31 protein-coding genes and 1 pseudogene are annotated in these 26,108 nt (G+C 34.0%); 9 read left to right on the top strand and 23 right to left on the bottom strand.

What is annotated here, in order from left to right:
- Positions 1-75 precede the first annotated feature (75 nt).
- The 7 genes from frr to Q0162_RS02740 form a co-directional block, all read right to left on the bottom strand.
- Entirely contained in the window at positions 76-630 is a 555-nt protein-coding gene (gene frr, locus Q0162_RS02710) for a ribosome recycling factor (RefSeq protein ID WP_002678917.1), read from the bottom strand.
- Positions 631-663: 33 nt separating this feature from the next.
- A complete protein-coding gene (locus Q0162_RS02715) occupies positions 664-891 on the bottom strand; it encodes a hypothetical protein (RefSeq protein WP_297888717.1) in 228 nt (75 codons plus the stop codon).
- Positions 891-1,094: a hypothetical protein gene (locus Q0162_RS02720; RefSeq protein ID WP_297888719.1), complete on the bottom strand. Its 204-nt coding sequence runs from the start codon at positions 1,092-1,094 to the stop codon at positions 891-893. The genes Q0162_RS02715 and Q0162_RS02720 overlap by 1 nt, the downstream gene beginning before the upstream one ends.
- Complete coding sequence (pyrH, locus tag Q0162_RS02725; RefSeq protein WP_297888722.1) at positions 1,094-1,801, bottom strand: UMP kinase; 708 nt, start codon at positions 1,799-1,801, stop codon at positions 1,094-1,096. Before pyrH ends, Q0162_RS02720 begins: the two co-directional genes overlap by 1 nt.
- 150 nt (positions 1,802-1,951) lie before the next feature.
- Positions 1,952-2,521 (bottom strand): 5-formyltetrahydrofolate cyclo-ligase, encoded by a 570-nt coding sequence (locus tag Q0162_RS02730; protein WP_297888726.1) that lies wholly within the window; start codon positions 2,519-2,521, stop codon positions 1,952-1,954.
- Complete coding sequence (locus Q0162_RS02735) at positions 2,518-3,375, bottom strand: GH25 family lysozyme (protein WP_297888728.1); 858 nt, start codon at positions 3,373-3,375, stop codon at positions 2,518-2,520. The genes Q0162_RS02730 and Q0162_RS02735 overlap by 4 nt, the downstream gene beginning before the upstream one ends.
- Before the next feature lie 20 nt (positions 3,376-3,395).
- Positions 3,396-4,205, bottom strand: a complete 810-nt coding sequence (locus tag Q0162_RS02740; RefSeq protein WP_297888731.1) for a M48 family metallopeptidase — start codon at positions 4,203-4,205, stop codon at positions 3,396-3,398.
- 125 nt (positions 4,206-4,330) lie between these two features.
- Between Q0162_RS02740 and udk the strand changes: the two genes are divergently transcribed.
- The gene (udk, locus tag Q0162_RS02745; protein WP_297888734.1) at positions 4,331-4,945 is read left to right on the top strand and encodes a uridine kinase; all 615 of its coding nucleotides are present in this window, start codon (positions 4,331-4,333) and stop codon (positions 4,943-4,945) included.
- On the top strand, positions 4,945-5,253 hold the full coding sequence (locus Q0162_RS02750) for a septum formation initiator family protein (protein ID WP_297888738.1): 309 nt from the start codon (positions 4,945-4,947) through the stop codon (positions 5,251-5,253). The genes udk and Q0162_RS02750 overlap by 1 nt, the downstream gene beginning before the upstream one ends.
- Before the next feature lie 10 nt (positions 5,254-5,263).
- Here the strand turns inward: Q0162_RS02750 and Q0162_RS02755 are convergent, their stop codons facing one another.
- A complete protein-coding gene (locus Q0162_RS02755; protein ID WP_297888741.1) occupies positions 5,264-6,010 on the bottom strand; it encodes a biotin--[acetyl-CoA-carboxylase] ligase in 747 nt (248 codons plus the stop codon).
- Positions 6,011-6,105: 95 nt separating this feature from the next.
- Here Q0162_RS02755 and Q0162_RS02760 point away from each other — a divergent pair, with 95 nt between their 5' ends.
- The 6 genes from Q0162_RS02760 to Q0162_RS02785 all read left to right on the top strand — a co-directional run bounded on the left by Q0162_RS02760 (position 6,106) and on the right by Q0162_RS02785 (position 11,556).
- The gene (locus Q0162_RS02760) at positions 6,106-6,879 is read left to right on the top strand and encodes an alpha/beta fold hydrolase (RefSeq protein WP_297888744.1); all 774 of its coding nucleotides are present in this window, start codon (positions 6,106-6,108) and stop codon (positions 6,877-6,879) included.
- Positions 6,876-7,571 (top strand): peptidylprolyl isomerase, encoded by a 696-nt coding sequence (locus Q0162_RS02765; RefSeq protein ID WP_297888747.1) that lies wholly within the window; start codon positions 6,876-6,878, stop codon positions 7,569-7,571. The genes Q0162_RS02760 and Q0162_RS02765 overlap by 4 nt, the downstream gene beginning before the upstream one ends.
- Before the next feature lie 8 nt (positions 7,572-7,579).
- The gene (gene lpxB, locus Q0162_RS02770) at positions 7,580-8,692 is read left to right on the top strand and encodes a lipid-A-disaccharide synthase (protein ID WP_297888750.1); all 1,113 of its coding nucleotides are present in this window, start codon (positions 7,580-7,582) and stop codon (positions 8,690-8,692) included.
- Entirely contained in the window at positions 8,689-9,486 is a 798-nt protein-coding gene (locus Q0162_RS02775; RefSeq protein WP_297888754.1) for a rhomboid family intramembrane serine protease, read from the top strand. Before lpxB ends, Q0162_RS02775 begins: the two co-directional genes overlap by 4 nt.
- 137 nt (positions 9,487-9,623) lie before the next feature.
- Positions 9,624-11,030 (top strand): TlpA family protein disulfide reductase, encoded by a 1,407-nt coding sequence (locus tag Q0162_RS02780; protein WP_367272159.1) that lies wholly within the window; start codon positions 9,624-9,626, stop codon positions 11,028-11,030.
- A 4-nt stretch (positions 11,031-11,034) separates the two neighbouring features.
- Complete coding sequence (locus tag Q0162_RS02785) at positions 11,035-11,556, top strand: hypothetical protein (RefSeq protein ID WP_297888761.1); 522 nt, start codon at positions 11,035-11,037, stop codon at positions 11,554-11,556.
- Between the two features lie 62 nt (positions 11,557-11,618).
- On the opposite strand, the gene miaA is transcribed toward Q0162_RS02785, so the two are convergent.
- From miaA to Q0162_RS02820, 9 genes and pseudogenes are all read right to left on the bottom strand, one after another.
- Complete coding sequence (gene miaA / locus Q0162_RS02790; protein WP_297888763.1) at positions 11,619-12,530, bottom strand: tRNA (adenosine(37)-N6)-dimethylallyltransferase MiaA; 912 nt, start codon at positions 12,528-12,530, stop codon at positions 11,619-11,621.
- Positions 12,514-13,359 (bottom strand): ion transporter, encoded by an 846-nt coding sequence (locus Q0162_RS02795; RefSeq protein ID WP_297888766.1) that lies wholly within the window; start codon positions 13,357-13,359, stop codon positions 12,514-12,516. Before Q0162_RS02795 ends, miaA begins: the two co-directional genes overlap by 17 nt.
- 4 nt (positions 13,360-13,363) lie before the next feature.
- Positions 13,364-14,020: an alpha/beta fold hydrolase gene (locus tag Q0162_RS02800; protein WP_297888769.1), complete on the bottom strand. Its 657-nt coding sequence runs from the start codon at positions 14,018-14,020 to the stop codon at positions 13,364-13,366.
- A 33-nt stretch (positions 14,021-14,053) separates the two neighbouring features.
- On the bottom strand, positions 14,054-15,301 hold the full coding sequence (locus Q0162_RS02805) for a dihydroorotase family protein (RefSeq protein WP_297888771.1): 1,248 nt from the start codon (positions 15,299-15,301) through the stop codon (positions 14,054-14,056).
- A 260-nt stretch (positions 15,302-15,561) separates the two neighbouring features.
- A complete protein-coding gene (locus tag Q0162_RS13250) occupies positions 15,562-16,107 on the bottom strand; it encodes a transposase (RefSeq protein WP_367272161.1) in 546 nt (181 codons plus the stop codon).
- Positions 16,002-16,286, bottom strand: a pseudogene (locus tag Q0162_RS13255) (hypothetical protein); the annotation flags it as partial. The pseudogene Q0162_RS13255 and the gene Q0162_RS13250, both read right to left, overlap by 106 nt.
- A 283-nt stretch (positions 16,287-16,569) precedes the next feature.
- Positions 16,570-16,722 (bottom strand): DUF4372 domain-containing protein, encoded by a 153-nt coding sequence (locus Q0162_RS13260; RefSeq protein WP_367272160.1) that lies wholly within the window; start codon positions 16,720-16,722, stop codon positions 16,570-16,572.
- A gap of 218 nt (positions 16,723-16,940) precedes the next feature.
- Entirely contained in the window at positions 16,941-18,401 is a 1,461-nt protein-coding gene (locus tag Q0162_RS02815; protein ID WP_297888773.1) for a RagB/SusD family nutrient uptake outer membrane protein, read from the bottom strand.
- A 12-nt stretch (positions 18,402-18,413) separates the two neighbouring features.
- Entirely contained in the window at positions 18,414-21,671 is a 3,258-nt protein-coding gene (locus Q0162_RS02820; protein WP_297888777.1) for a SusC/RagA family TonB-linked outer membrane protein, read from the bottom strand.
- A 513-nt stretch (positions 21,672-22,184) separates the two neighbouring features.
- Between Q0162_RS02820 and Q0162_RS02825 the strand changes: the two genes are divergently transcribed.
- Positions 22,185-23,075: an IS1595 family transposase gene (locus Q0162_RS02825; protein ID WP_297888780.1), complete on the top strand. Its 891-nt coding sequence runs from the start codon at positions 22,185-22,187 to the stop codon at positions 23,073-23,075.
- A gap of 18 nt (positions 23,076-23,093) precedes the next feature.
- Here Q0162_RS02825 and Q0162_RS02830 read toward each other — a convergent pair whose 3' ends face one another.
- The 6 genes from Q0162_RS02830 to Q0162_RS02855 form a co-directional block, all read right to left on the bottom strand.
- Entirely contained in the window at positions 23,094-23,639 is a 546-nt protein-coding gene (locus Q0162_RS02830) for a hypothetical protein (protein ID WP_198467594.1), read from the bottom strand.
- Positions 23,640-23,645: 6 nt separating this feature from the next.
- Positions 23,646-24,236, bottom strand: a complete 591-nt coding sequence (locus Q0162_RS02835; protein WP_297888796.1) for a hypothetical protein — start codon at positions 24,234-24,236, stop codon at positions 23,646-23,648.
- A gap of 8 nt (positions 24,237-24,244) precedes the next feature.
- Complete coding sequence (locus tag Q0162_RS02840; RefSeq protein WP_278639303.1) at positions 24,245-24,784, bottom strand: hypothetical protein; 540 nt, start codon at positions 24,782-24,784, stop codon at positions 24,245-24,247.
- 15 nt (positions 24,785-24,799) lie between these two features.
- Positions 24,800-25,126, bottom strand: a complete 327-nt coding sequence (locus Q0162_RS02845) for a hypothetical protein (RefSeq protein WP_297888802.1) — start codon at positions 25,124-25,126, stop codon at positions 24,800-24,802.
- A gap of 59 nt (positions 25,127-25,185) precedes the next feature.
- Positions 25,186-25,371 (bottom strand): hypothetical protein, encoded by a 186-nt coding sequence (locus Q0162_RS02850; protein WP_297888805.1) that lies wholly within the window; start codon positions 25,369-25,371, stop codon positions 25,186-25,188.
- A gap of 192 nt (positions 25,372-25,563) precedes the next feature.
- The gene (locus Q0162_RS02855; protein WP_297888808.1) at positions 25,564-25,752 is read right to left on the bottom strand and encodes a hypothetical protein; all 189 of its coding nucleotides are present in this window, start codon (positions 25,750-25,752) and stop codon (positions 25,564-25,566) included.
- Positions 25,753-26,108: the final 356 nt, after the last annotated feature.

Here is a 26,108-nt window from a genome sequence, read left to right on the forward strand (position 1 = left end):
TTCTTATTACTTATTATATTACCATACCCTATCCTCTCTTATCTCTTACCTCTTACCTCTTACCTAAACCTAAACCTAAACTTTTAGTATCTCAGCTTCTTTTGCAGCTAATACTTCCTCTACCTTTTTGATGTATTTATCAGTGAGTTTTTGTACGCGTTCTTCGGCATCTTTCTTGATATCGTCAGAAGTTTCTACTTTTTTAATTTCCTTATTAGCATCTTGTCGAGCATTGCGTACACTGATTTTAGCGTCTTCGCCTTCACCTTTAGCTTGTTTTACAAGTTCACGACGACGCTCTTCAGTAAGCGGTGGAACAGTGATAATCACCATTTCGCCATTGTTCATTGGGTTAAAGCCTAAGTTAGCTATCTGGATAGCTTTCTCAATAGGTTGAATCATTTTCTTTTCCCAAGGCTGAATAGAAATGGTACGTGAGTCAGGAGCTGATACATTGGCTACCTGACTAAGAGGAGTTTGCGCTCCGTAATAATCTACCATTACGCTGCTTACCATTTGCGGACTTGCTTTACCAGCACGGATATTGCCTAAAGCCTTATCCAAGTGTTGCAATGCTTCTTGCATCGCTTCGTTTGTAGTGTCTAAGATAATATTAATTTCTTCGTTCATTGTATATTGTTTTTATTTATTAAATGTTAGTTATTAGGAATTAGTTTTGTTTGATAGCAACTTTTCTATTTTCATTTGTAGATTATTGTTCTTCTTATAAAAGAAGAAAATACCTACAATCAATAAAATTGTCAATAATGGTTGTATAATCACAAACAAATAGATGTTCACTGCTTCATAAGTAGTTCCAAAAGAATCTGCTAATAAATACAAGCCTTCCACTGCAAGGTCAAAACATCTATGTAATAGATTTTGTTCCATTAGCATTGTGCTTCTAATTGTTTAATAAAGCGCTTTTTCTCTCTGTATTGTACATATTTAACTACAAAAAGTAGCAAAAGAGCAATATCTACCATAGGCATTAGAAAAATAAAGACAATAACATTCACTTCTTTATAGGTAAACCCTGTAAAATTTGCCAATGATTGCATTACTTCACAACACCAATTGAACAATGCTTCCATCAAACATTAACCACAGTTCCCACATTTTCCCCTGCGACTACTTTAGCAAGATTACCTTTTTTGTTCATATCGAATACAATAATAGGCAAATGGTTCTCTTGGCTAAGAGTAAAAGCCGTCATATCCATTACTTTAAGATTTTTATCAATACACTCATTAAAAGATATATGATCAAACTTCACTGCATTAGGGTCTTTTTCAGGGTCAGCAGTATAGATACCATCTACGCGAGTCCCTTTGAGGATTACATCCGCATTGATTTCAATAGCACGAAGTACAGCTGCCGAGTCAGTTGTAAAGTAAGGATTACCAGTTCCTGCCCCGAAAATAACTACACGTCCTTTCTCTAAGTGGCGTACAGCACGACGCTTGATAAAAGGCTCTGCGATAGCTTCCATCTTAATGGCTGTTTGCAAACGGGTGAAGATACCTTCATCTTCCAATGCACTTTGTAGAGCGAGCGAGTTGATAACAGTCGCAAGCATTCCCATATAGTCGCCTTGCACTCTGTCCATACCATTGCTGGCACCTGCTACCCCACGAAAGATATTCCCGCCACCAATCACGATAGCTACTTCTACTCCTTGTTTTACTACCTCTTTTATCTCGGTAGCGTATTCTTTTAATCGAGCAGGGTCAATACCGTACTGGCGACTCCCCATAAGGGCTTCCCCGCTGAGTTTAAGTAAAATTCTTTTATATTTCATTTCAATTGATAATTGACTTAATTCACTAATTTTGAGGGCAAAAATAAAGAAAATAAGAGTATTACACAAATTATTTAGAGGATTTATAGAACACTTTGTCAAAGACTTAGAGCTTTAAAAAAGCTTCTATAAGTCGAAAACAACTGATAATCATTTAATTGTTATAATTTTTTCTGGGGTTACTATATGTGTAAGACGAACATCTGTAGGAAGGGAAATAGACGAAAAATTCTCTTCAGGTAAAAAAAATGAAAGCCCTATTTTAAAAGTTTCTGGACGGCATTCTGCTAAAAATCGGTCATAGTAGCCTCCTCCGTAACCTATACGATTACCATAGTGATCACAAGCGAGAAGAGGAACAAATACTACATCTATTTTATCTGCTACAACAACAGTTCCTTCTTGAGGTTCGGGTACTCCCCAACTATTAATTAATAAAGAAGTATCTCCCGTAATTTGTATAGAAGTAAGAGTTTGTGTTTTAGGGTTCATTTTAGGTACCACTACTTGTTTGTTTTTCTGGTAAAGAAGTTGTAGAATAGGAGTTGTATCAACCTCATTGAGTTCTTTAATAGATAGGAATAGGTGATAACAATTATACCCCCATATATCGCATATTGAAAGTTGTTGAGCAATTTGTAGGCTCATCATTTCTCGCTCAGCTACCGATAAGGCTGTACGTTTTTGTTTGTAGAGTTGCCGTAATTCTTTCTTGGTCATTTGATTAAAAGGGATTGTATTTCGGTAATGTCTCCATTGAAAACATTGAAGTCTATCTTCACTTTAGCCCCTGCGGTAATGCCATTTTCAGTAAATTGCCACATCTTCCAAGTAAATACCGAGGTAGGCACTGACACATTGTTGTAGTTAGCTACCCAAAGAGGATAACTCTTAAAAGTAGGGTACAAATAATCTTCGTAAAAACTTATATAGGTATAAAGTATAGGTTTGCGTTTATAGCGTTTTTCAACGAGGTCTAACCACGTTTGTATATCTTTAAGGAACTGTTCTTTTGTTTTTTTCTTAGGCAATTGTTCTACATCTAATATAGGCAGGAAATCACCCTTTTCAAGTGTAGTGTTTTTGAGGTAAGATTGAGCTTGTAATATAGGATCTTCATCGGGACGATAGTAGTGATAAGCCCCTCGTATCAGTTGATGTTTTTTAGCTTCCTTCCAAAAGTGAATGAAGTTTTTATCGGTAGCTTCGTTGCCCATTGTCGCTCTAAAAATAGTAAATTGCAAGGGGTAACGAACTGTTTTGTTTTTGATGTAAAGACTATCCCATTGTATTTCATCGCGTTCCTGATAGTGAGAAAGGTCAATACCGAATACTTTGTCGTAATACAAACTCACTATGCGTTCAATACGCGCACTCTCATAAGTAGAATTCATTTTGCGAGAAGTGAGTTTATTGAGGATTTTTTGGTAAAAGGCTGGATAATATGTTCTAATATAGAAAGCACCTCCTGCCCCCAACAGCAAAAGGCACGCTAAAAACACACTTAAGTATTTAAAAGCGTTAGATTTGTTTCTTCTGAGGGTACGAGGTGCTTTTCTTTGTTTTCTTCTCATTTACAAGTATAGAGAGCTTATTATTTTATGGGAGTCTTAGGTAGAGTTACTTCTCCTGGATCTTTCCAAAGTCCATCTTTAATAGCACGTTTTTTAGCAGCTTCTGCACGTTTTTCACTATCAGGATGTGAGCTCATCATCTTTTGGAATTTACTTTGAGTTTCACCTCCTGAAAGTAATGCCATTTTTTTGAAAGCAGTGTAAACAGCTACTACATTATAACCGTGTTTTTTCATAAAATTATAAGCGTACTCATCAGCTTGTGATTCTTGTTTTTTGCTGTGTTTAGCATCAAGCATAGCATTAGCCATTTCTCCGAGCTCGGTATCGCTCAAGGCTCTTACAGCTCCTGAAGCTGCCCCTGCAGCATCTTGAGCTGCCGCACGCATATAAGCTGATTTAACAGCGTCCTTAGTATCTTCATTTTTCACGTGACCTATTTCGTGACCAATGATTGCTAAAAGTTCATCATCAGTCATCAAATCCATCAAGGAAGAGAACACACGCACACTACCATCAGCACAAGCAAAAGCATTAATATCTATCACGTGATACACTTTGTAGTTAAGGTCGAGCCCATCTTCACTTTTGTGTTTACCAAAAAGGCGATTCAAACGTTTAGTATAAGGACTTTTACTATCGGTTACAGGATTGTGTTTATCCATCCACTCTACCGATTCTTTAGAAAGTTTTTTAGCATCTTCATTGCTAAAAGCAAGAGCTTGAGCTCCTTTAGATACAGCACTAGCTGCCTTCCCTAAATTGATTTTCTGAGCTTGGCAGAAGCCTAAAACTCCTACACATAACGCAGTTAAGATAATTTTTTTCATCGAAAAATTCTTTTTAATTAATGGGACAAATGTAGTACTTTTTTTATACACTACAAAATGTTTCTCATTTTTTTATTTTTTTAATCCCCTCTTTTTTAGTAATTTTGCCGCCAAAATATTTAAAAATGCTTATCATAGGAATTACAGGCGGCACTGGTTGTGGAAAAACTACCGTTGTTAATCAAATAATTAAAGAACTTTCTGGAGAAGAAGTAACTGTTATTTCACAAGATTCTTACTATAAGGACTTGAGTCATCTTTCATTTTCCGACCGTACTAAAATAAATTTTGATCACCCTAATTCTATAGATTTCGAATTGCTAAAAGAACACCTTTTGGCACTCAAAGAAGGTAAATCTATTGAAAGTCCTACCTATTCTTTTGTAGAACACAACCGCACTCCCGAAACTATTTTGGTTAAACCTACAAAAGTGGTGATTGTAGAGGGCATTCTTATCTTCGCACACCCCGATATTCGCCAGTTATTTGATATTAAAATATTTGTTCACGCCGACTCTGATGAGCGCCTCATCCGCCGTATTAAACGCGATATTACTGAACGTGGTAGGGATGTAAGCGAGGTTCTAAATCGTTACCAAACTACCCTCAAGCCTATGCACCTTGAATTTATAGAGCCCGCTAAAGAATTTGCTGATATTATTATCCCTAACAACCGTCGTAACACTGTAGCTATAGATATCCTCAAAACACTTGTTCACAATCGTATTTTCCAACAATAATGAAAAAATTAGCTGATTTTTCGTCTATCTTTAAAGGATATAAAAAATACCTCGTTGTAGGGGGAGTATTTACTATATATATGCTTTTTTTTGACAATGCTTCTTTTTTGGTACATAGAAATATGAACAGTGAACTAGATAAACTTACACGACAAAAACAATTCCTACAAAAAGAAATTGAAAAAGACAAAAAAGAATTAGAGGCTCTCTATACTGATGAAGGTAAAGAAAAATTAGGACGTGAAGTGTATTATTTAAAACATGACGATGAAGAAGTTTTTATCATTGAATACGATACCATTAATTAGGTGTTAAAAATTAGTACAATAGTTCTATCTGTTTGAGAGAAAAAGTTTTAATTGTCTCTTCAGTTGCTACTATCAATTCTCCTATAGATGTAACTCCTTTTATAATTCCCATAAAATGTATTCCTTCAGGCGACCTAAAAGTAGATACTTTTTCTAAACGAAACAAATAATTTCTGTATACATTATATATCTCCTCAAAGGAAAAATTCTCTATTACAGTTAATTCTTTTTCTAGATTATTAATAATGCGCTTCATTAGCTGTTCCATATCCAAATTCTTCTTGATAATATTCTTCAACGAAGAAGCTTTAGGCAACCCTTCAAACTCTATTTGATTTACATTCAATCCTATACCTATGACACTTTTAGCTATTTGTTGCCCTTGTAATACATTTTCTATCAGTATCCCTCCTACTTTTTTATTATTAATTAAAATATCATTAGGCCATTTGATGTAGAGCTCTTCAGTGAGTGAGTGTTCTCTTAAAACATCTTCTACTGCCCTCACCACAGCTATAGCAACCGACATATTTAGCAAAAAAGCCTGCTGTAGCAACAGCTTTTTAGGGATAAAAAGCATACTAAAAGTAAGGTTTTGATAAGGTTCTGTTTGCCATTTTGCCCCATACTGTCCTACACCTGCTGTTTGTTGAGGCGTCCATATAGTGAGAAAGTTAGGTAATGAAGTTTCAGAATGTACAAGCTCTTTAAGATAGCGATTTGTAGAATCTATAGTTTTTAATTTGATAATATTCATAGCGCAAAAGTATAAATAATTTGCCAATTTATCAATTTGTTTATTAACAAATTAAAAAAATATTACTACTTTTGTCCTCTCTATAATTTTTTAAAATGAAAACACCTATTTCTTACTATACTTTACAAGGTAATCTCTCTAACAAAACACTTGTATTTCTTCATGGTTTCTTAGAAGATAGCACTGTATGGAATGCACTTTCTAAATCGCTTTCTGATACTTATAAAATATTATGTATAGACCTTTTAGGACACGGAAAAACCCCTACTATTGCCCCCATACACACTATGGAAATGATGGCTGATGAAGTAAAAGCTGTTTTAGACTATGAGAACATTACTCAATGCACTTTAATAGGACACTCTATGGGAGGTTATGTAGCACTTGCTTTTGCAGAGCGTTTTCCAAAAAATGTTGAAGGTTTGGTATTGCTCAACTCTACTCCTCTACCCGACTCTGAAGAAAAAAAAGCCAATCGCGACCGTGTATTGAAAGTTATTGAAAAAGAAAAAGAACTATTTGTACGTACAGCTGTTACTAATTTGTTTAGCGAAAAAAACCGCACTACAATGACAGTTGCTCTACAACAACTCATCAATATTGGTGTCACAACACCTAATGAGGGGATTGTAGCCGCTTCTTTAGGAATGAAAGAGCGTCTCGATCGCACTTTTGTACTCCAACATCTTTCAGCTAAAAAACTCTTTATCTTAGGAAAAGAAGATGCTTTAATTCCTTACCAAAAAATGACAGCTTTAGGTGAATCTATAGGAATGCAAAGTGCTGTATTAGAGGGTGGGCATCTGGTATATATTGAAAACGAAGCAGCTACCATAGAGGTGTTGCGTAATTTTATGAAACAAATATGAGAAAATGCTTATTATTGATAGGCTTATTGACTGTAGCCTGTAACGAGCCTTCACCTAAAACAACTACTACACAAAGTAGTACAACAACTTCAAAAGACACTACAACAACTGTTGCAGAAGAAAAGGTAGCTCCTGTAGAAACACTTACTACTGATAATGTAATCCCCTTTCTCAATCAATATGAGAAAGAAAACAAAGAGCGTTTTGTACGAATCATTACCGATTATGGAAATATCGATATTGAATTGTTTAATGAAACTCCCTACCATCGTGCTAACTTTATCTTTCTCACCAAGCAAAAATATTTTGACGGCACTGTTTTTCACCGAGTGGTAAAAAATTTTGTCATACAAGGAGGCAATTCCGAAACTTGGGAAATAAGTCGTCGGAGAGCTACCATAGGGTCTTATTTATTACCTCCAGATACCAAAAAAGGTTTCAAACACCATCGCGGTATTGTTTCTATGCCTAGTAGCGACATCGACAATCCACATCAATTCGCTTCACCCTATGAGTTTTTTATCGTAGTACAAAAACCTGGTGCATATCATTTAGATGGTAACTATACAGCTTTTGGTAAAGTAATAGCAGGTATGGACGTGGTAGATAAAATCAACCAAGTTCCCACTGAAGGCAGAGATAATTGGCCTACTAAAGACATCAAAATGAAAGTAATAATCCTTAATAAATAAATAAACAAATGAAATACTATATTATCGCTGGAGAAGCATCGGGTGACTTGCACGCTGCTAACCTAATGAAAGCCCTTTTAGCTAAAGATCCTCAAGCAAACTTTCGATTTTGGGGAGGCGATCGTATGCAAGCAGTGGGAGGCACCCTCGTAAAACACTACAAAGATCTGGCATTTATGGGTTTTTTAGAGGTATTACTCAACTTGCGTACTATCCTCAAAAACATTAGTTTTTGTAAGAAAGATATCTCTGAATTTAAACCCGATATACTCATTTTCGTAGATTATCCTGGGTTCAATATGCGTATCGCCAAATGGGCTAAGCAGCAAGGTATCCCTACTCATTACTATATATCTCCTCAAATATGGGCGTGGAAAGAAAATCGCATCAAAGCCATCAAACGAGATGTAGATGCTATGTACGTAATCTTGCCTTTTGAAAAAGATTTCTACGAAAAGAAACATCAATATCGTGTACACTTTGTAGGACATCCCCTCCTTGATGCTATTGCTCAACGACAAGAAGTAGATGAGGCTATTTTTAAAGCTGAAAAAGGTTTAGACCATCGTCCTATTATAGCCTTACTCCCTGGCAGTAGAAAACAAGAAATTGCTAAAATGTTAAAGATAATGCTCTCCATAGTAGATGATTATCACCAATACCAATTTGTAATTGCAGGTGCTCCTTCTATTGACTATCACTTTTACCGACGTTTCATCAAAGAGGAAAACGTACATTTTGTAAGCGGAAAAACCTACGATTTATTGTCAATTTCGTATGCTGCTTTGGTAACCAGTGGTACAGCTACCCTCGAAACAGCCTTATTAAATATCCCCGAAGTAGTATGTTACAAAGGAAATTGGATTTCTTATCACATCGCTAAACGTATTATCAAACTAAAATATATCTCATTAGTGAATCTCATTATGGATAAACCAGTTGTAACCGAACTCATTCAAGGAGATCTTACTAAAAAGAACCTCAAAATAGAATTAGATAAACTTTCTACCTATCGCCATCGGTATGAAGTATTTAAAGATTATGTACAACTCAGAGAGAAATTAGGAGGTGAAGGTGCTAGTGAAAAGACAGCATCACTCATACTAAAACAACAACAATGAATTCCTTATCACAAAAATTCAATGCCGCTAATAATGTGATTATATTCACACTGATAGTATTTGGTGTCACCCAAGGTTTAGTATATGGAGGAATATTCTCTCAATCACAACTGAACCAATGGTTATGTGTACCTCAACAACTATCCTTATTTTTGGAACGACCTTGGACGTTGCTTAGCTATGCTTTTTATCACGTGAGTATAGAACATTTATTTTGGAATATGTTTTTTTTGTTCTTCTCTGGACACGTATTTTTCCGTCTTTTCAAAGCAAAAACTTTCATAAGCGTTTATTTTTTTAGTTTGATAGGAGGAGGTATTGCATTTTTATTATGGGGTTATATCACTTCCGAAATAGCGAACAACAATGCCTTATTAGGTGCTTCAGCAGCTGTTATAGGTCTTCTGTTTTTTGTGGTTACTATTTTTCCTTCCTATAAAATATATGTTTTTAGTTTTAGAATCCAATTATTGTATTTCCTTCTTGCTCTCATATTATTTGACTGTATAGATATTTCTAATAATCTTGGAGGGAAAATAGCTCATTTTGGAGGAATTTTAAGCGGAATATTAGTCGGTTTTACTTATAAATTTCTTATTCCAACCAAGAAAAGAGCTAATACTATTTCTACACCTCCTATTATAGAAGCTCAAACATCCCATATATCCGAAAATCAGAGAATAAAACAACACCAAATACAAAAATTATTCAATAAAATAAGCACCAGTGGTTATGATAGTCTTACCGAAGAAGAAAAAAAATACCTCTTTCAAGCCACTAAAGAAAATGAGTAATTATATGTTAAAAAATATGCGAAAAAGTTAATTAATGTTAATATTTCACATTAGCTATTTATTTAACATGCATTTAACTTTTTAGATTAGATAGTTTTTATAATTTTGCAACCAATAGTTGAATGTTTTTTTGATTTATGAAGATGAGAAAACTTTTATTATTAACCTTAATTATTGCCTTGATAGGCTGTAAAAAACAACCTACAAATAGTACTTTTTTTACAGGTTTTTTTCCAAACTCTAAGGACTCATTAGTGATTTTATATGCTAATGACATTGCTATTGATACCACTTTCCTTAATAAAGATAAGAATTTTACTTTCTCTTTAAATATTAAAGAAAGTAAACTGTATAATTTTGAAATAGGGGGTAAATATCAATATATTTATTTAGAACCTTTGGATAGTTTGGTAGTATATGCCAATATTTTGCGTTTCGAGGAGAGTATTTCCTTTTCAGGAAAGGGGGCTGCTATCAACAACTTTTTGTTTTCACAACTAAACAATATTGATATCCAAAGTGATGAGTTAAAAAAATATCATTCTCTCCCTCCTATAGCATATAAAGAAAAAATTGATTCTATTTTGATGATAAAGAAAAGGGAATGTGATAATTTTATAAAAAATCATCCTTATCTCTCTGATAAAGCTAAAAATATAGCCTTAGTGAGCAGTATGTTTCCTCTCTACAAAGAGATTGAAATATATCCATTTATATATCAAGATAAGAATGAGATTATCATTAATCACCTTTTACCCTCTGAATTCTACAACTATAGAAAACAAATTGACTATAACAACTCTTTTTTAGAGTATTACCGACCTTATTACAGTTATATGGTAATGTATGTGAACAACTTAGCCTTTACAAAATACACTCACAACAATAGTACTTTAGTAGATGTAAACCGAGAGCTAGGTTTTCACTTAGAAAAAATAAAAATTATTGATAGCTTGTTTTCAAAAGGAAGTTTGAGAGATAATCTATACCGAAATGCTGCTTATGCTTACATCTTTAATATTCAAGAACACGCACAATATCAAAAATATTTTGATAAATTTGCAAAGTATAATAAAGATAATGAACACAAAGCCGAATTAGACAAAGTATTCAAAAATGTAATTGCTTTGCAAGCTGGACAAATCCCTCCCGATTTTGATTTAATAGACACCAAAGGCACTCTCACTAAGTTTTCTGAAATACAAAAACCTGAAGTAACTATATACTACTTTTGGTCAGTAAACCAAAGAGAACTCTCTAACTTGATTTTTGATAGGATTGCCCAACTTAAAAGTCTATTCCCTAATGTAAAGTTTGTAGGTATTGATATAGGGCAAGATAAAACCCAATGGCGCAAAAGAATTTCTGAAAATCAATGGACAGACCAATACCATTCCATTAACTTTATGGATTTGTCACAGAAATTCCTTATCAACAATATCAACAAATCAGTAATTATAGATAAAAATGGGCGTATTATATCAGCTTTTGAAGATATATTCAGTCCTAATTTAGAAAAAATTCTATTATATAAAGCTTCTTAAACTTATGTCTGACCAAATTATTAATTTCATTATGTATTGCATCCCTGCTCTTATTGTAGGGGCTATCTCTTTTTATTTTTTTAGAATCCACATTCAAAATGAGGACAGAAAGCGTTTCTTCTTGCTACAAAAAGAAAATCAGAAGTATGCCTTACCTATTCGTTTGCAAGCTTACGAACGTATGACACTTTTCTTGGAACGCATTACCCCACAACAACTCTTTTTGCGGATTCCTCCCCACAATTTTTCTAAGCAAGAATATGAAATACTTCTTATCAATTCTATAGATGAAGAGTTTGAGCATAATTTGGCACAGCAAATATATTTAAGTGACCAATTGTGGCAAATTATCAGAACGGCCAAAATAGCTACTATACATATGATTCGAAAAGCTGCTCACAATGATGAGCTAAAAGATTCACAGGCAATGGTAGAAGATGTTTTTAAAGGGTTTGCTGAAAAAGCTACCCCTTCAGCTAATGCCTTGAGCCACTTAAAAGAAGAAGTAAAACAAATTTTAAGATGAGATTATCACACTATTAAATATTTATAGAATTAGCCAAAGTAAAAAAACTTTGGCTATTTTTCTTATAAATCAACCAATTGACTAATTAACGAATCATCTAATTGGCTAATTTCAAACCAATGAACGTGTTTATTCTTATGAAACCAAGTGTATTGACGTTTTGCAAAACGCCTAGTATTTTTCTTTATTTCTTCAATTGCAAAATCTAAAGAAATTTTTCCTTCAAAAAAGTCAAATAATTCTCTATACCCCACTGTTTGTAAAGCATTGAGTTTCTTATGAGGAAAAAGTGTTTGAGCCTCTATCAGTAATCCATTTTCAAGCATTAGCTCTACCCGATCATTAATACGATTATACACTACTTCACGTTCAGCTGTAAGCCCAATAATAATATTCTTAAAATCCCTAAGAGTTTCCTTTTTATTTAAGAAGGATGAATAAGGCCTACCTGAAGCTATACATACTTCTAAAGCACGTATCATTCGTTGAGGATTTTGAATATCCATTTGAGAATATTGTATAGGATCTAATTCTTTGAGCTTCTTTTGCAAATATGCAATACCTTGTGTTTCATAGTATCCACTCAATTCATTCCTTATCTCAGAGGAAACTTTAGGAAAATCATCTAAACCATAAACTACCGCATTAATGTAAAGCCCACTTCCCCCTACCATTACCACTATGTCATGCTGCTGAAAGAGCTTTTCAAGTAAAGTAATAACATCATGTTCAAAATCACCTACTGAATAAGGGTCAAATATTGATTTGTGTTGGATAAAGTGATGTTTCACTTGGGCTAATTCTTCAGGTGAAGGAACAGCAGTACCTATAGCCATCTCCTTAAAAAATTGACGAGAATCGCAAGATATAATCTCTGTGCCAAAATGCAAGGCTAAGTCTATCGCTAAACTTGTCTTACCTATAGCTGTAGGTCCTAATACTGTTAGAAGTATTTTTTTATTTTTTATCTGCATCTGTTATAGATTCATTCAGCGGAGATCCACATTGGTTACAATAGTTTGCTTCTGGAGAGTTTGGGAAGTGACAATGTTTACAAAGTCGCTGCTGTTTTTTTATTTTAGTATATTCAGAGGTAACTATACCTGTAGGTACAGCAATAACACCATACCCAAGAATCATTATAAAGGAGGCTAACATTTGTCCTAAAGTAGTTACTGGAGCTATATCACCATACCCTACAGTAGTCATTGTTACAATACACCAATAAATACTATGAGGAATGCTTGTAAAACCATTTTCGCGCCCTTCTATCACATACATCAGTGACCCCAAAAGCACACATATCACCGATACAAAATAGATAAAAATAATAATCTTATTTCTACTAGTACGCAATGCCATTTTCAATTCTTCGCCTTGGTTCATAAAGCTCACCAAATCTAAAATACGAAAAATTCTAAGCAAACGCAATGCACGTGTTACCGATATAGCCTTAGCACCAGGAGTAATGAACGACAAGTACATAGGTAATATAGAAATCAAATCAATAATACCATAAAGGCTGAAAATATAACGATAAGGTTTTTTGTTAGTAATAATTCTTAAAACATATTCCATTGAGAAGAAAACAGTAATCACCCACTCCATAAACACGAGTACCCCGTGCAAGTGTTCATTTACTCCTTGCACCGTTTCAAGCATTACCATTATCACACTAATAACAATCAGTGCCAATAGCACCAAATCAAACAATTTACCTAAAGGTGTATTAGTACCATAGATAATAATATAAGCTTTCTGTTTAAAAAGTTCGTATTTAGTTTTAAGTACTTTTTTATCCATACTATTACTCTATAAGCCAATCACGGAAAGAATAGAAGTTTTGTGGTGATACGCCATGTCCTACAGGAAACTCTTCGTATTTATACTTAATATCAAGATTTTTTAGAAAATCAGGAGTTTGACGTGCCCATTCCACTGGAATTACTTGGTCGCTTGCTCCATGTGACACATAAAAACGAGTAGCTGAGTGATTTTCACGTGCGTAACCTTCTTTTAAAATTTCTTTATTTATATACCCACTAAGAGCAACAACATTACGTATTTTCTTAGGATATGAAAGGGCTATCGCCATACAAAGAATACTACCTTGACTAAATCCTAATAACGTAATATTCTTGTTATCTAAATCATATAATTTGCAAATCTCTTCTATACACTGCATAATAAGATCTCGTGAAGCAATAGCTTGCGCATTATTGCTAAAATCATCTTGTTCTGCGTCAAAATTAATCATATACCAAGCGTAGCCAAAAGTTGCTAAATGATAAGGTGCTCTAAAAGATACTATCATATATTCAGCTGGCAAAGCATCAGCAAAAGAAAAAAGATCTTCTTCATTACTACCGTAACCATGTAACATGAAAATCACTGGTGGACGTCTAGTTCTTACCTGAGGTTCTCTGACAATATATTCTAAAAGATTTTTTTTATTGTTATTCATCTTATTAATTATAAGCTTTCTTTTTGTTTATTTCTAATTCAATATCAACTGATTACGAGCTATAATCCCCACAACTTTTCCTTTCATTTTTTCTCCTATAAAAGCACTATTTTTAGAAGATGACAATATATCATTCACTGTAAAAACTGAAGTATCTTCGAGAGTAAATAAGGTCATATCAGCAGGAGTACCTTCAACAATAGGAGAGGAAGGAATAGCAAAGCGCTTTCGAGCTGCTGTAAGTAGTTGTATTGCTTGTTCTATGGTGGTATATTGAGTAAGAACTCCAAAAGCATTTTCTAAACCTATAGTACCAAATGCTGCCCAATCAAACTCTTTGAATTTTAATTCTATATCTAATGGATTATGATCTGATGTAACGAAATCTATCACTCCTTCATTCAGAGCCTCTCTAAGTGATTGCACATTAGTCTTATCTCGTAAAGGTGGTAACACTTTATAATTGGTGTTAAAATTCTCTAACACTTCATCTGTAAAGTGTAAATTATGAATTGCCACACTACAACTCACATCTAAACCTTTAGCCTTAGCTTCTTTGATTAAAGCAGCAGATTTTGCGGTAGAAATTGTTGGGATATGTAATTTACCTCCCGTATATTCTAAAATAGCTAAATCACGTGCTACGATAAGCTCTTCTGCCAAAGCTGGAATCCCTTTCAGCCCCAAACGAGTAGCTTCAACATGTTCGTTCACTACTCCTTTACCCATAATTTTGGTATCATTTGGGAAAGAAATTACAATACCTCCAAAGGATTGAGTGTATTGCAACGCTATTTTCAACAGATTACTATTACTTATAGTTTTTTTATAATCTCCAAAGGCTACTGCTCCTCCATTTTTCATATCAAAAAGTTCAGAAAGATACTCTCCTTTACTCTCTATAGTAAGAGCTCCAATAGGGTGAGCCGTAGCGGCACAATGGGCTGTTTTGTTTTTTATATATACTACTCCCGATTGACTATCCACTATAGGATAGGTAAGTGGATTGATTAGTAGATGAGTAAAACCACTTTTTTCAGCAGTGCGCATCCCGTTTATTAAAGTTTCTCTTTCTTCAAAACCTGGTTCTCCAAAACAAACACTACTATCTGCCCATCCTTGTGAAACACAAACATTTTCCAATACCTGCATTTCTCCAGTAGGAATGATAGAATCGCTAAGTATCTGAATTACGCCTTCAGAAACGAGAATATCTCTAACCTTGTTGTGATAAGCACTCTCTGGATCTATAATCCGTGCTGATTTTAATAAAACATCCATAGTAGTTTTTAGGCTTTCATAAAATTTATGGCAAAAATACAAATTAATTGATAATTAACAATGAATAGATAAAAAATTAATACTAACAAACGCTTCAATCCATCCATATAAATATCCTTTATAATAAGTATAAAGAGAAAAATATCTTAGAAATATTGAAAAGTTTCAGAGAATTTAGAGATTTCAAACATACTAAATGACTATAATAATTGCTAGTTGAAAAGTTTTAAAAATCACTAGTGTCCACTAAAAAAATGACACTAATCAAAATTAAATAATAGTGGTTCACTTGAACTATTTCGTTCTTTGTCATTATTGAATATAGTTTTGTCAAAAAGTTCTCTCAAAGGAGTTTTATCAGTCAACGAGATACTGAGTATCTGCAAGAGTTTATAAGTACTTCTCTTAAGTTTCATATCATGTTGTATGATAGCAACCAAACAGTAAGCTGATATAGCTGCATAGATTTGTATTCTTACAGCATTTTCTGTTGTCTCCCAGAATTTCTTAATTTTGAGATGTTGCTTGAGCCATTTAAGGAAAAACTCAACTTGCCATCTGTTTTTATACAAATTTGCAATTTGTTGAGCCCTTAGATGTTTAGCATTGGTAAGATAGGTAAACTCTTTGTTCGACTTGTTATCCCAATAACGAATAAGCCTAAGAGATTCTGAATAGTATTGATAAGGATAGTATCCAGTCAATTCAATCTCTGCATCAGACAATATGTTCTTAGGAAGTCGGCGTTTACATTTAATACACTTATATTGAAGGTTTTTCTTCGATCTGATAACAAAAAGTCTAATGTTCTAATTTTATAGAGACGCTTAAAGTCGTTGTATCCTCTATCAAATACATAGTATGAACCTATCTCATAAGAAATTACATCTATAGCATTTACATCATTTACTTTGGCATTTGTAACATAAAAGAACGTTGGTGTTTGATTTTCAATATTATAGAAGGTATGTATCTTGATACCTCCCTTATATTTACGGAACTTAGTCTACCAAAATACATCTAAACATAAGTCTATAGTACTTGAATCAAATGCATATATTGCCTCCTAACTTGAAGATATCTACAGCACGTTTGTGTCTAGCTTCATTAACAAGGAAGTAAGCAAAATCCTCAAAGATATGATAGTCTCAGTTTTGATTTGCTTTTGCAAGATTACTCTTAGTTATATATTTACCAATTCCTAGATGATAACTCTTTTTCTGATGAGCATTAATAGCTACTATAGGTCACGAAGACTTTCACGATTACTATGTTTGACCAAACATAAGTGTAAGTAACTGATTCCAACAACTGAAGAACTTCACATACTTATCACCCTCATACTTACGAACTAGATAATTAAAATGATTTCTGTTAAGAAATGAGACTAACTGAGCGAAAACAAATTTATCTTGATGCATATGCAGAATCTTATGATGCTCTGCAAAGGTATGAAATCAAATTCGTTGACTTAGAAATGCTATATAACTAACTATATTTCAATTATTTCAAAGAACAATTATTAATTTTAAGTGGACAGCAGTGAAATACTATTATAAATTAATCATCATCATAAAGTTAATAAAAAAACGGCTTCATATTTTATGAGGCCGTTTTTTGTTACATGTTTGAAAAAGTTTTACAAATTCAAGTTATTAATTGTTTCATTCTGAGGGATAGCAAATTTAACCTTTACATCATCATAGCTAAAAGTTTCATTTTTTAGTTCTAGATGGTTAGTACCTCTGGTTACTGTTTTCTGGTTACGCTTCATAGCCAGGTAGCTTTTGCCTTCTCCCCATAACTCTATACGAGTATTGAGATAGATGTCATCTTGCAACTGTGCATTAGTAAGCGCATCTACATAGGCTATATCAGTAGCAGCTGTAGCCTCAGGGTAACGCAATTTCAAAAGCTCTTTATAGATAGTTTTAGCCTGTGCATCTTGCCCTAACTTAGCCAAGGCTTCTGCTGCTAATAAGTAAAACTCATCTACACGCATATATACATAATCAGTTACTACTTTTCTTTGTCCTCCAATAGTTCTATCCGGAGCAAAAAACTTATTTGCAGGCAGCAATTCTGCATCATCAACTGTAGTAAATTGCTTTTTGCGAAGGTCATTAGTACGTATTTGGGCATATAGTTTGTCGTCCATAGCTTTAGCATCTCCAGCCCAAGCATAACTATAAGTGTAGACATCCATCATACCCCACCAAGAATCTAAGGAAAAATCGTTTTCAGAGATAAGGTCAACTCCCCACATCCAGCTATTAGTATCAATATCATTAAAACCGCCACCTTTCTTAGTAGTTTCATCGTATACTGTTTGTTCGCGAGTAGTAAGTGGGTAGCCACTATTATTGACGATATCTTGCGCTAACTCAGCTACTTTTTGGTTGTTGCCCATAGCTGCGTATACATAAGTAAGTAAGCCTTCTGCTACATATTTATCAATCATACCTTTTTTGCTACGTGTAAACCCAGCAAGGTTAGTAACTGCAAATTCTAAATCGCTTATTATTTGCGCATAGACTTCCGATTGTTTTACTCTCGGTTTGCTAGTTATATCAGCGGTAGTGTAGAGTGGAATTGAGTTCGTACTTGAATTTGGCTCATACTTGGTGGTGAATATCTGCATTAGATAAAAATAAGCATAACCACGTAGCGCACGAAACTGTGCCAAAGTATACTTCTCGCTATTGTTCTTAGGGCTTGCCAACTCGGCTATTGACTTGTTAGCCTCGTATATCAAACGATAGTAATAACGCCAAGGAATATAGTTATAATTATTACTTGACTGTTGAGTTGCTTTTAAATTGGCAACATCTTTATACTGACCATAATTTGTTGCTAACAGCGCCATATCACCGCAGAGCATATCGGTACAAATATCTACGTTTTTTTGGCCAAAGTCAGTCTGCCCTGTAGTTCCTCCTGTACCCGATTGGTAGGTCATAAGGTACAAACCATTGAGGCGTACATCAGCAGGGGCTGTAGATACTACCGCTGTAGGTGAGGTGTTGAGAAAATCGTCTTTACAAGCAGTAAGATTGAAAGCTACTGCCGATAATATACTAAATGTTAATATCTTTTTCATAGTGCATTCTGTTTAAAAAGTTGCTTTTACCCCTAAAGTAAAAGTAGATAAAGGTGAATAAGTATAACGATCAGAATTACCTGATTCTGAAGTGGTAGGATTAAAGCCTTTACGAGCTGTAGCCAACCATAAGTTATCACCAGCTAAGGTAAAGGTTAAACCTTCAAACCCTATAGTATGACATACCTTTTTATCTAAGCTATAAGCCAAGGTAACATTATTAAGTGCTAAGTAATCTGTTTTAGTTAAGAAACGTGATGAAGAACTGTTAGCCTGACCATCATTGCCGTAGTTTGATGTCAATCTTGGCACATCAGTAGCGTCACCTGCTTGTTTCCAGTGATTTTCTATGTCTTTATGCCAGTTATTACTTCCTATTTTCTCATTACCCATCAAGTTTGCGTATACCCCATCGTAAGCATAACCTCCTAAGCTGTACAATAACTGCGCACTAAGCGAAAGTCCTTTGTATGCTACATTGAAGTTAAATGCCCCACGTACATCGGGTATAGCACTTTTGCCTATATATTTTTGGGTAGCTTGGTTATAGTTTTCTGTTAGCTTTTCTTTTATATTAGCGTTAGGATTTTTGGCTTGGTATTCGTGCAATGAAGCTATAGCCTCGTCACCATTGTCATACGTGCCATTGTTATTATTATCGGCATAGTGCATTGTCCATTGGGCAGCCCCTGTTTGGCTGTTTACCCCACGGTATTCACGTGTGTAAATATCATAGAGTGAGTGCCCTTTGCTTCTACCAAAGATACCTGATATATCAATGATCTTTTCACCTTTTATTGATTTATCATAAGGCATTTGGGTTAGCTTGTTGTTAAGCAATTCCCCGTTTACCCCTACATCTACACGCCAATTTTGGGTGTTTACTATATGTGTTTGCAAGTTGAATTCAAAACCACTGTTCACCAATTTACCATCGTTTACTTTCCAAAGACCATTACCAGTAGAAGGTGCTAAACGGCTGTCGAATACCAAATTATCGGTAGTTTTGTGGTAATAATCTAATTGCAACTCGATAGCACGCGATTTTAAGAAGGTAAACTCAGCTCCTACTTGGAATATTTTAGCTTTTTCCCAAGTAAGGTCGGGGTAGCCTATACGGTTGAACACTGCCGAAGGTAAGCCCATAAAGTTGCCTAAATCGTACACATCATAACCTGAGTAGTAAGAGGCATTGCCACTACCTACCGATTGGTCTCCAACAGTACCATAACTGGTTTTGAGTTTGAAGTAAGGCAACCATTCTTTCTCTTTCAAAAAGTTTTCCTTGCTCACTACCCAACCTAAACCAACTGAAGCAAAAGTACCCCATTTGTGGTTCAAGAAACGTGAAGTACCATCGCGGCGCAACGAACCTGAGAACAAGTATTTGCCCTCGTAATCGTATAGCAGCTGGCTGAAATAACTTTCCAAACGATAGTTATAGATATAAGAAGTCAAACTATTTAATTTGATAGCGTTTTCGAGCTCTGTACCTTTAGGGTCAACCAAACCACTCTTACTACCACTGAATGTATAATAATCGTAAGTAGTACTTTCGTGTGCTACAAAGGCTTGTAGATTGTGTTTGCCAAATTGTTGGGTATAGCGCAACATTTGCAAGAAAGTGTAGTTAAGCAATTCATATCGGTTTTTGGTAAGAGAACCTTTTTCTGAAGCCGAACTACCATAGTAAGGGTTAGTATAGTTGTTAAAAGCATTATTATAATACTCACCCCCCAAACGAGTTTCGAAAGTAAGTCCTTTTACTATATCAGCACGAAGGAATACATTACCAAGCACATTATTACGGGTTCTGTTTTTCTGGTCATAGGTAGCTTGTGCTACGGCATTGGTAAGCGCACCAAAACCACGCCCCTGACCAAAATCGTATTGATAGCCTCCATAATAAGGCTCATCTATTTTATCACCATTGCTATCGCGCAAGAATAACGGATAGATAGAAGGAATGTTATCAGTAAACCAGAACAAACTATCAGAGTTTTCCGACTGTCCGTTAGCTTTCGTTTTAGTATGCACATAGCTTAAGTTAAACTCACCTTTAAGCCAGTTTTTAGGCTGATAACCCAAATTAAGGCGGCCTGTATAACGCTCAAAACCAGAATTGATAGCATAACCTTCGTCTTTAAGGTAACCAAAACCTGTATAGTAGGTAGTTTTACCACTACCCCCGCTCATACTTACATTGTACTCGCTGCGCACGGCTGTTTGGAAAGCATAGTCACCCCAATCTTCTGGGTCGTATTTGCGGGTTACCCCATCGTTTATTTTACCTGTAGCAGGATTGATAAGGTTAGCCCCCGCTACATTCCACATATTATATTTAGGAGCAATACCTAATTTGCCAAATAAATTTTTGCTAGCGTAATCAGCTGGACTAGCATAACCAGCTCTTGTAAAAGCTGCTGGATTTTTAGCTTGTGTTAGTGCCCCACTTTGACGCAATGCTTCCCATCCGAGCTCTGCATAGCGCTCAGGACTTGTAATCGTTTCATAACGAGGCAATAAACGCATATTAAACCCTATTTTTGATTCTACTTGCACACGTGCTACATCGACACGTCCTTTTTTAGTAGTGATGAGTACCACCCCATTAGCCCCGCGTGAGCCGTATACTGAAGTAGAAGTAGCATCTTTGAGCACTACCATACTCTCAATATCATCAGGGTTGATTGAAGATACAGCACCTTCATAAGGTACCCCATCTACCACATAAAGTGGTGAACGGTTACCGTTTACTGAACCAAACCCGCGCACACGTATAGTAGCTGCAGTACCTGGTTGCCCAGAAGAGTTAATAACACGTACCCCTGCTACTTCTCCTGCAATAGCCTTAGATACGTTAGAAACGCTTTTCCTTTTAAGGGACTCTTTATCAATAGTAGCAGCTGTACCCACGTATTGGTCTTTCTTCACCGTTACGTAGCCTACTACTTCCACTTCACCGATTTCTTGAGCTTCTTCCTCTAACACCACATCTATTCTACTTTGCCCGTTTACTTTGAAGCGTTTGGTTTTCATACCTAAGAACGAAAACTCGAGGGTCTTGCCATCGGCTACCCTAATGGTATACTTACCATCAAGGTTCGTTTCGGTACCGTGAGCCTCACCTTTTACCACTACTGCCACGCCAAGCATCTCTAATCCATTAGAGTCGCGTACAGTTCCCTTTACTTCTCGCTCTTGTGCGAGGGAGAAGCCGTGCACTATTAATGCTAATAATAGTGCGTACACAAGTCTGTTCAGTTTCATCTTCTAAATATTTTAATTAACAACACGGCAAAGGTATAAATATTTTCAGCTTACTTCAAAATATTTTTTAATATTTTTTTCGCAACTAAAAAAAGAAGAGTGAATAAATTTTGCAATAAAAACTTTATTTTCTTGCAGTATTTTCATTAAAATACATTTTCTTTGAGAATATCGAAAAAAATCACTTTGTATACTGACGATATTTTGTTAAAATAAATTGATTGAAAAGTATTTTTTTTATGTATTTTCTAAGAAAACAGTGATAAAATATTAATTTTTGGAAGGGGCTTTATGTCTATTTTTAGTAGATGATAGATTGATTAATTATTTATAATTTTCTCAAACTCATCTTTAAACGATCATAGAAGTTACAAAATTAAGAATAAAAAAATCTAAAATGATTCATGTGATTTTTAGAAAAAGATTTTTATACTATTTTTATATAGGGAGTTTTCTTTTTAATTGAGGTGTCAAAATATTTTCATACATTTGCATACTGAAAAATAATGTATTATGGAATTATTCAAAGGACAAAGCCTCTTAGAGTTTACTGAATGCTTTAAAACAGACTTAGATTGCGAAGAATACTTAGCTTCCATAAAATGGGAAAAAGGGTATTGTTGCCGTAAATGTGGACATACAAAATACCAAGTTCGCAAAGATTTTTCACGCACTTGCAATATCTGTTCAGATACAGAAAGTCCTACAGCTGGAACTTTGTTTCACAAGCTAAAATTTGGACTTCTCAAAGCATTTTATATATGTTTTGAGATGTCAACAACTACAAAAAGTCTATCAGCATCACAAGTTGCTCGCCGTTATGATATTAGTCGACAAACAGCACATTATTTTATGCACAAGGTTCGTGAAGCTATGAAATCCAGTGAGTCACAGAAAATGGATGGCAAAGTGCAAGTCGATGAATTTACCATAGGAGGAAAAGAAGAAGGAAAACAAGGTAGAAGTTATGACACAAAGAAAAAGAAAGTTCTTTGTGCGATACAACTTAGTAACCAAAGTAAAGTTAAACGTTTTTATGCATTTAAAATTCCTGACTATTCCTCAAAATCATTACGAACAATATTTGATAAACACATTGATAAGACAGCTTATATAACGACTGATGAATGGAAAGGCTATAGACCTATAAAGGACTATAATATAACTCAAAAACCGAGTAATGACGGAAAGAATTTTCCTACATTACACAAAGTAATACACCAAGTAAAATCTTGGATAAGAGGTATATGTTCTTGGGTTTCAGAGTTTAATATAGACCGCTATTTAGCTGAGTATAGTTTTAGAATCAATCGCTCACAGAGCAAAGAGACTATCTTTAACAATCTAATAAAAAGATTGATTGAAAGAAAACCTATTTTCCAATCTCAGTTGGTATGCCCTTAACTTGACACCTCAAATTAATTATTTTTTATAAAGAGTTTTCAATTCATTACCGTTTATCGTATCATTGTTTATAATATAGTCTCTTACTAAGTAGAAAATATTCCATTCCTTAGACTGAGGGTTATAACTATAATGTATATGTTTTTTATTTTTAAAGTAGTTAAATGATAAATATACGTATTGGTCAGGCATAGGTATCTCACTTTTATAAGAAAAAGCTTCCTTATTTTGTAAAATAGAGTCAACTTTATTAAATAAAATACCTAAGCTATCAACTATCATATTATCTTTCACTATTACTAATGAAGGTTTTTCATAAAGTTTTTTTTCTTCCTTTCTATTTTTATCTTCATTTGGAGTTATTTCTACATCTTCAATAGTTAATACTTCATTAGTGATGTTATGTATCCATATAGTTTTGTCTTTAAAGTTTAATGTTATAGAATGTGGATATACGTATTTATAAGAATAAATATTAAAGATAATATACCTATCATCAATGACTTCTTTTTTACCACTACAAGCAGCAAGTAACAAAAGTATTATAAGAATATATTTTTGCATACTTAATTATTTAGGTCCTCCTATATTAAAGAATGATAGCCATTTATCTCTATTTATAGTGTCATTTTTCATATTGAAATCTCTCACTAAATAAAAAATATCCCATTCTTTTCCCATAGGATTAAAACAGTAATACACCCGCTTATTACCTTCAAAATAATTAAATGACATATAAACATATTCATCAGGAGCAGGTTGAGACCTTTTACAAGAAAAAGGAGTCCCATTTTGAAGGATAGAATCTATTTTTTCAAATAAGACATTTGTATCAGTGGTCATCTTATTATCAGCTATGAATCCTAACTCATAAATAGTATTATAATCAATTCTATCATTCTTCTGTTTAATAGCTTCTTTAGGTAAAGTCCCTTCTACTACTTCTACTTCATCTTCCACAAATCGGTCAAAGTTAGCTTCATTTATTATATTATGAACAAATACAGATTTGTCCTTAAAATCTAATGTTATAGAATGTGAAGCTAAATTCTTCCCTATATACAAATTAAAAACTATATATCTATCATCAATAGGTTCACTCTTCTTTTTCTCCTGACAAGCAATAAAAGATAAAAGTATTATAAAAATATATTTTTGCATAATTATTTTCATTTATCATAGAATAACTTCCATTTATCAGCATTTACAGTGTCGTTAGTAAGAATAAAATCTCTTACTAAATTGAAAATATCTAATTCTTTTTGTGTAGGTCTAAAGCAAGAATAAATTAACTGATTATCTTTAAAATATGTAAAAGATATATAGACATATTCATCTGGCATAGGCGGGTGATTGGAACAAGAAAAGGGCTGTCCCTCATTCAAAATGTTATTTATTTTTATAAATAACTTATCTGTTTTTTGAGATATTTTGTTATCTATTACCTTTCCTTTAGGATAAATACTATAAGCGGAAGTCCATTTGATATTATAACTTGGTGGTGGAGGTGGAGGGTTGAATTCAAATATTCCTTCATCTGCAATATTATGAATAAAAATTGATTTATCTTTAAAATCTAAGGTAATACTATGGGAAGGTACTTTTTTTGAAGTATATAGATTGAAAATAATACATCTACTATCTATTATTTCTCGATTACAAGATATGAAAAAGATAAAGAGTAATAAATATAATAAAAAATGTTTCATAATTTCTTTCGAGTTTTAATATTGTATCGGCTTTACATTACTATACAAATCTTGATATGTATTGACTTTCATTTTACTACCATAAATAAAATCACTCCAGGCATCATATTGAAATTTATAAGGAATTTTCTCTGAATGAGGACGATATATTACAAATGCAGGCATTCTTTTTATTCCTTTTTTATAGAATAAATTCACATAGTGTATAGCCATAGGAATATCTCCTAATCTACTTTCTTTTCCAGATGCTACATCATCTTTCCCTTTAACAGTACCTGGATGGCTATGAAAATGAATTTTTAAATCAAGGTCAGTATAATTTTCAGGAGGAGGAAATGTCACTGCTGCTTCAGAATAATTAACAGTTCCTAGTACATAAATACCTTTCTTTGTACCATTAATTACTTTATCATAAAAACAAAGCCCCCATTCGGCTTCAATAGAAGCATCACATACAAATTTGTGGGTTGTAATTTACATAGCCCAAAAGTATTTTTCTCAAAAGTGCTACCTATATCAGCAGTGGTAGCTACAAGTTTCTCTTTAGGCTCTTCTTCATTAATATAGTGCTTGTTTTGAGTAAGCACCTTGAGCTTATCAGGGGTAGTACCAAACTTGCAATTGCAAGTTGCCCCTTGGCAAACTAAGTGTATTCTGTGCCAGAATACATTGTTTTTTATTGATGCTACAAATGTAAGTATTATTTTTGAATTGACAATGGATAGTAAATAATTTTATAAAAATTTATCCCCACAAGTGTGCACTTGTAGGGATTTTTATTAGAGTATAATGTGTTTTTGGGTTTTGTGTTCGGGCACATCGTATGCTAACACCTCTATTTTTGTATCTGAAAGAGTGGAATTGCTCACTGTTGCAGTGTATAGCCAATCGCCATCTTTTAGCTTAGCTTCACCCATTTCAATCACTGAACCATCCGATCCTTTAATGCTAACAAGTACTTTTTTCACTTCAAATTCGTCATAAATTACGAGTCAAATCTTGTCTCCTACATTGCCTGCATAACGTGTCGCATCAATCAGTTCGATAGTTGGAGGTCACATAAAGTCAGTTACAGCTACGTTGTAAGCGGTAAGGTTCTTTATTTTAACGTGAGTTCGATTTAAGCAGCAACGAGTCTTTTTAGATCAACAATGTTTCCTTGTAAATTAATAGAAGGCTTTTTATCAAAGAAAGAATAAGCTATAAGTCCTAATAATAAGTTGGTTACGAAATTATCAAAAGAACGATGTCTTGTATTAAAGAACATTATCCTTTTTGGGCAAATCCTTTGAATACTTTATGTTGTTTTTCACGTTTGATATGA

The sequence above is a fragment of the uncultured Capnocytophaga sp. genome (genome assembly GCF_937936315.1).
Taxonomy (GTDB): domain Bacteria; phylum Bacteroidota; class Bacteroidia; order Flavobacteriales; family Flavobacteriaceae; genus Capnocytophaga.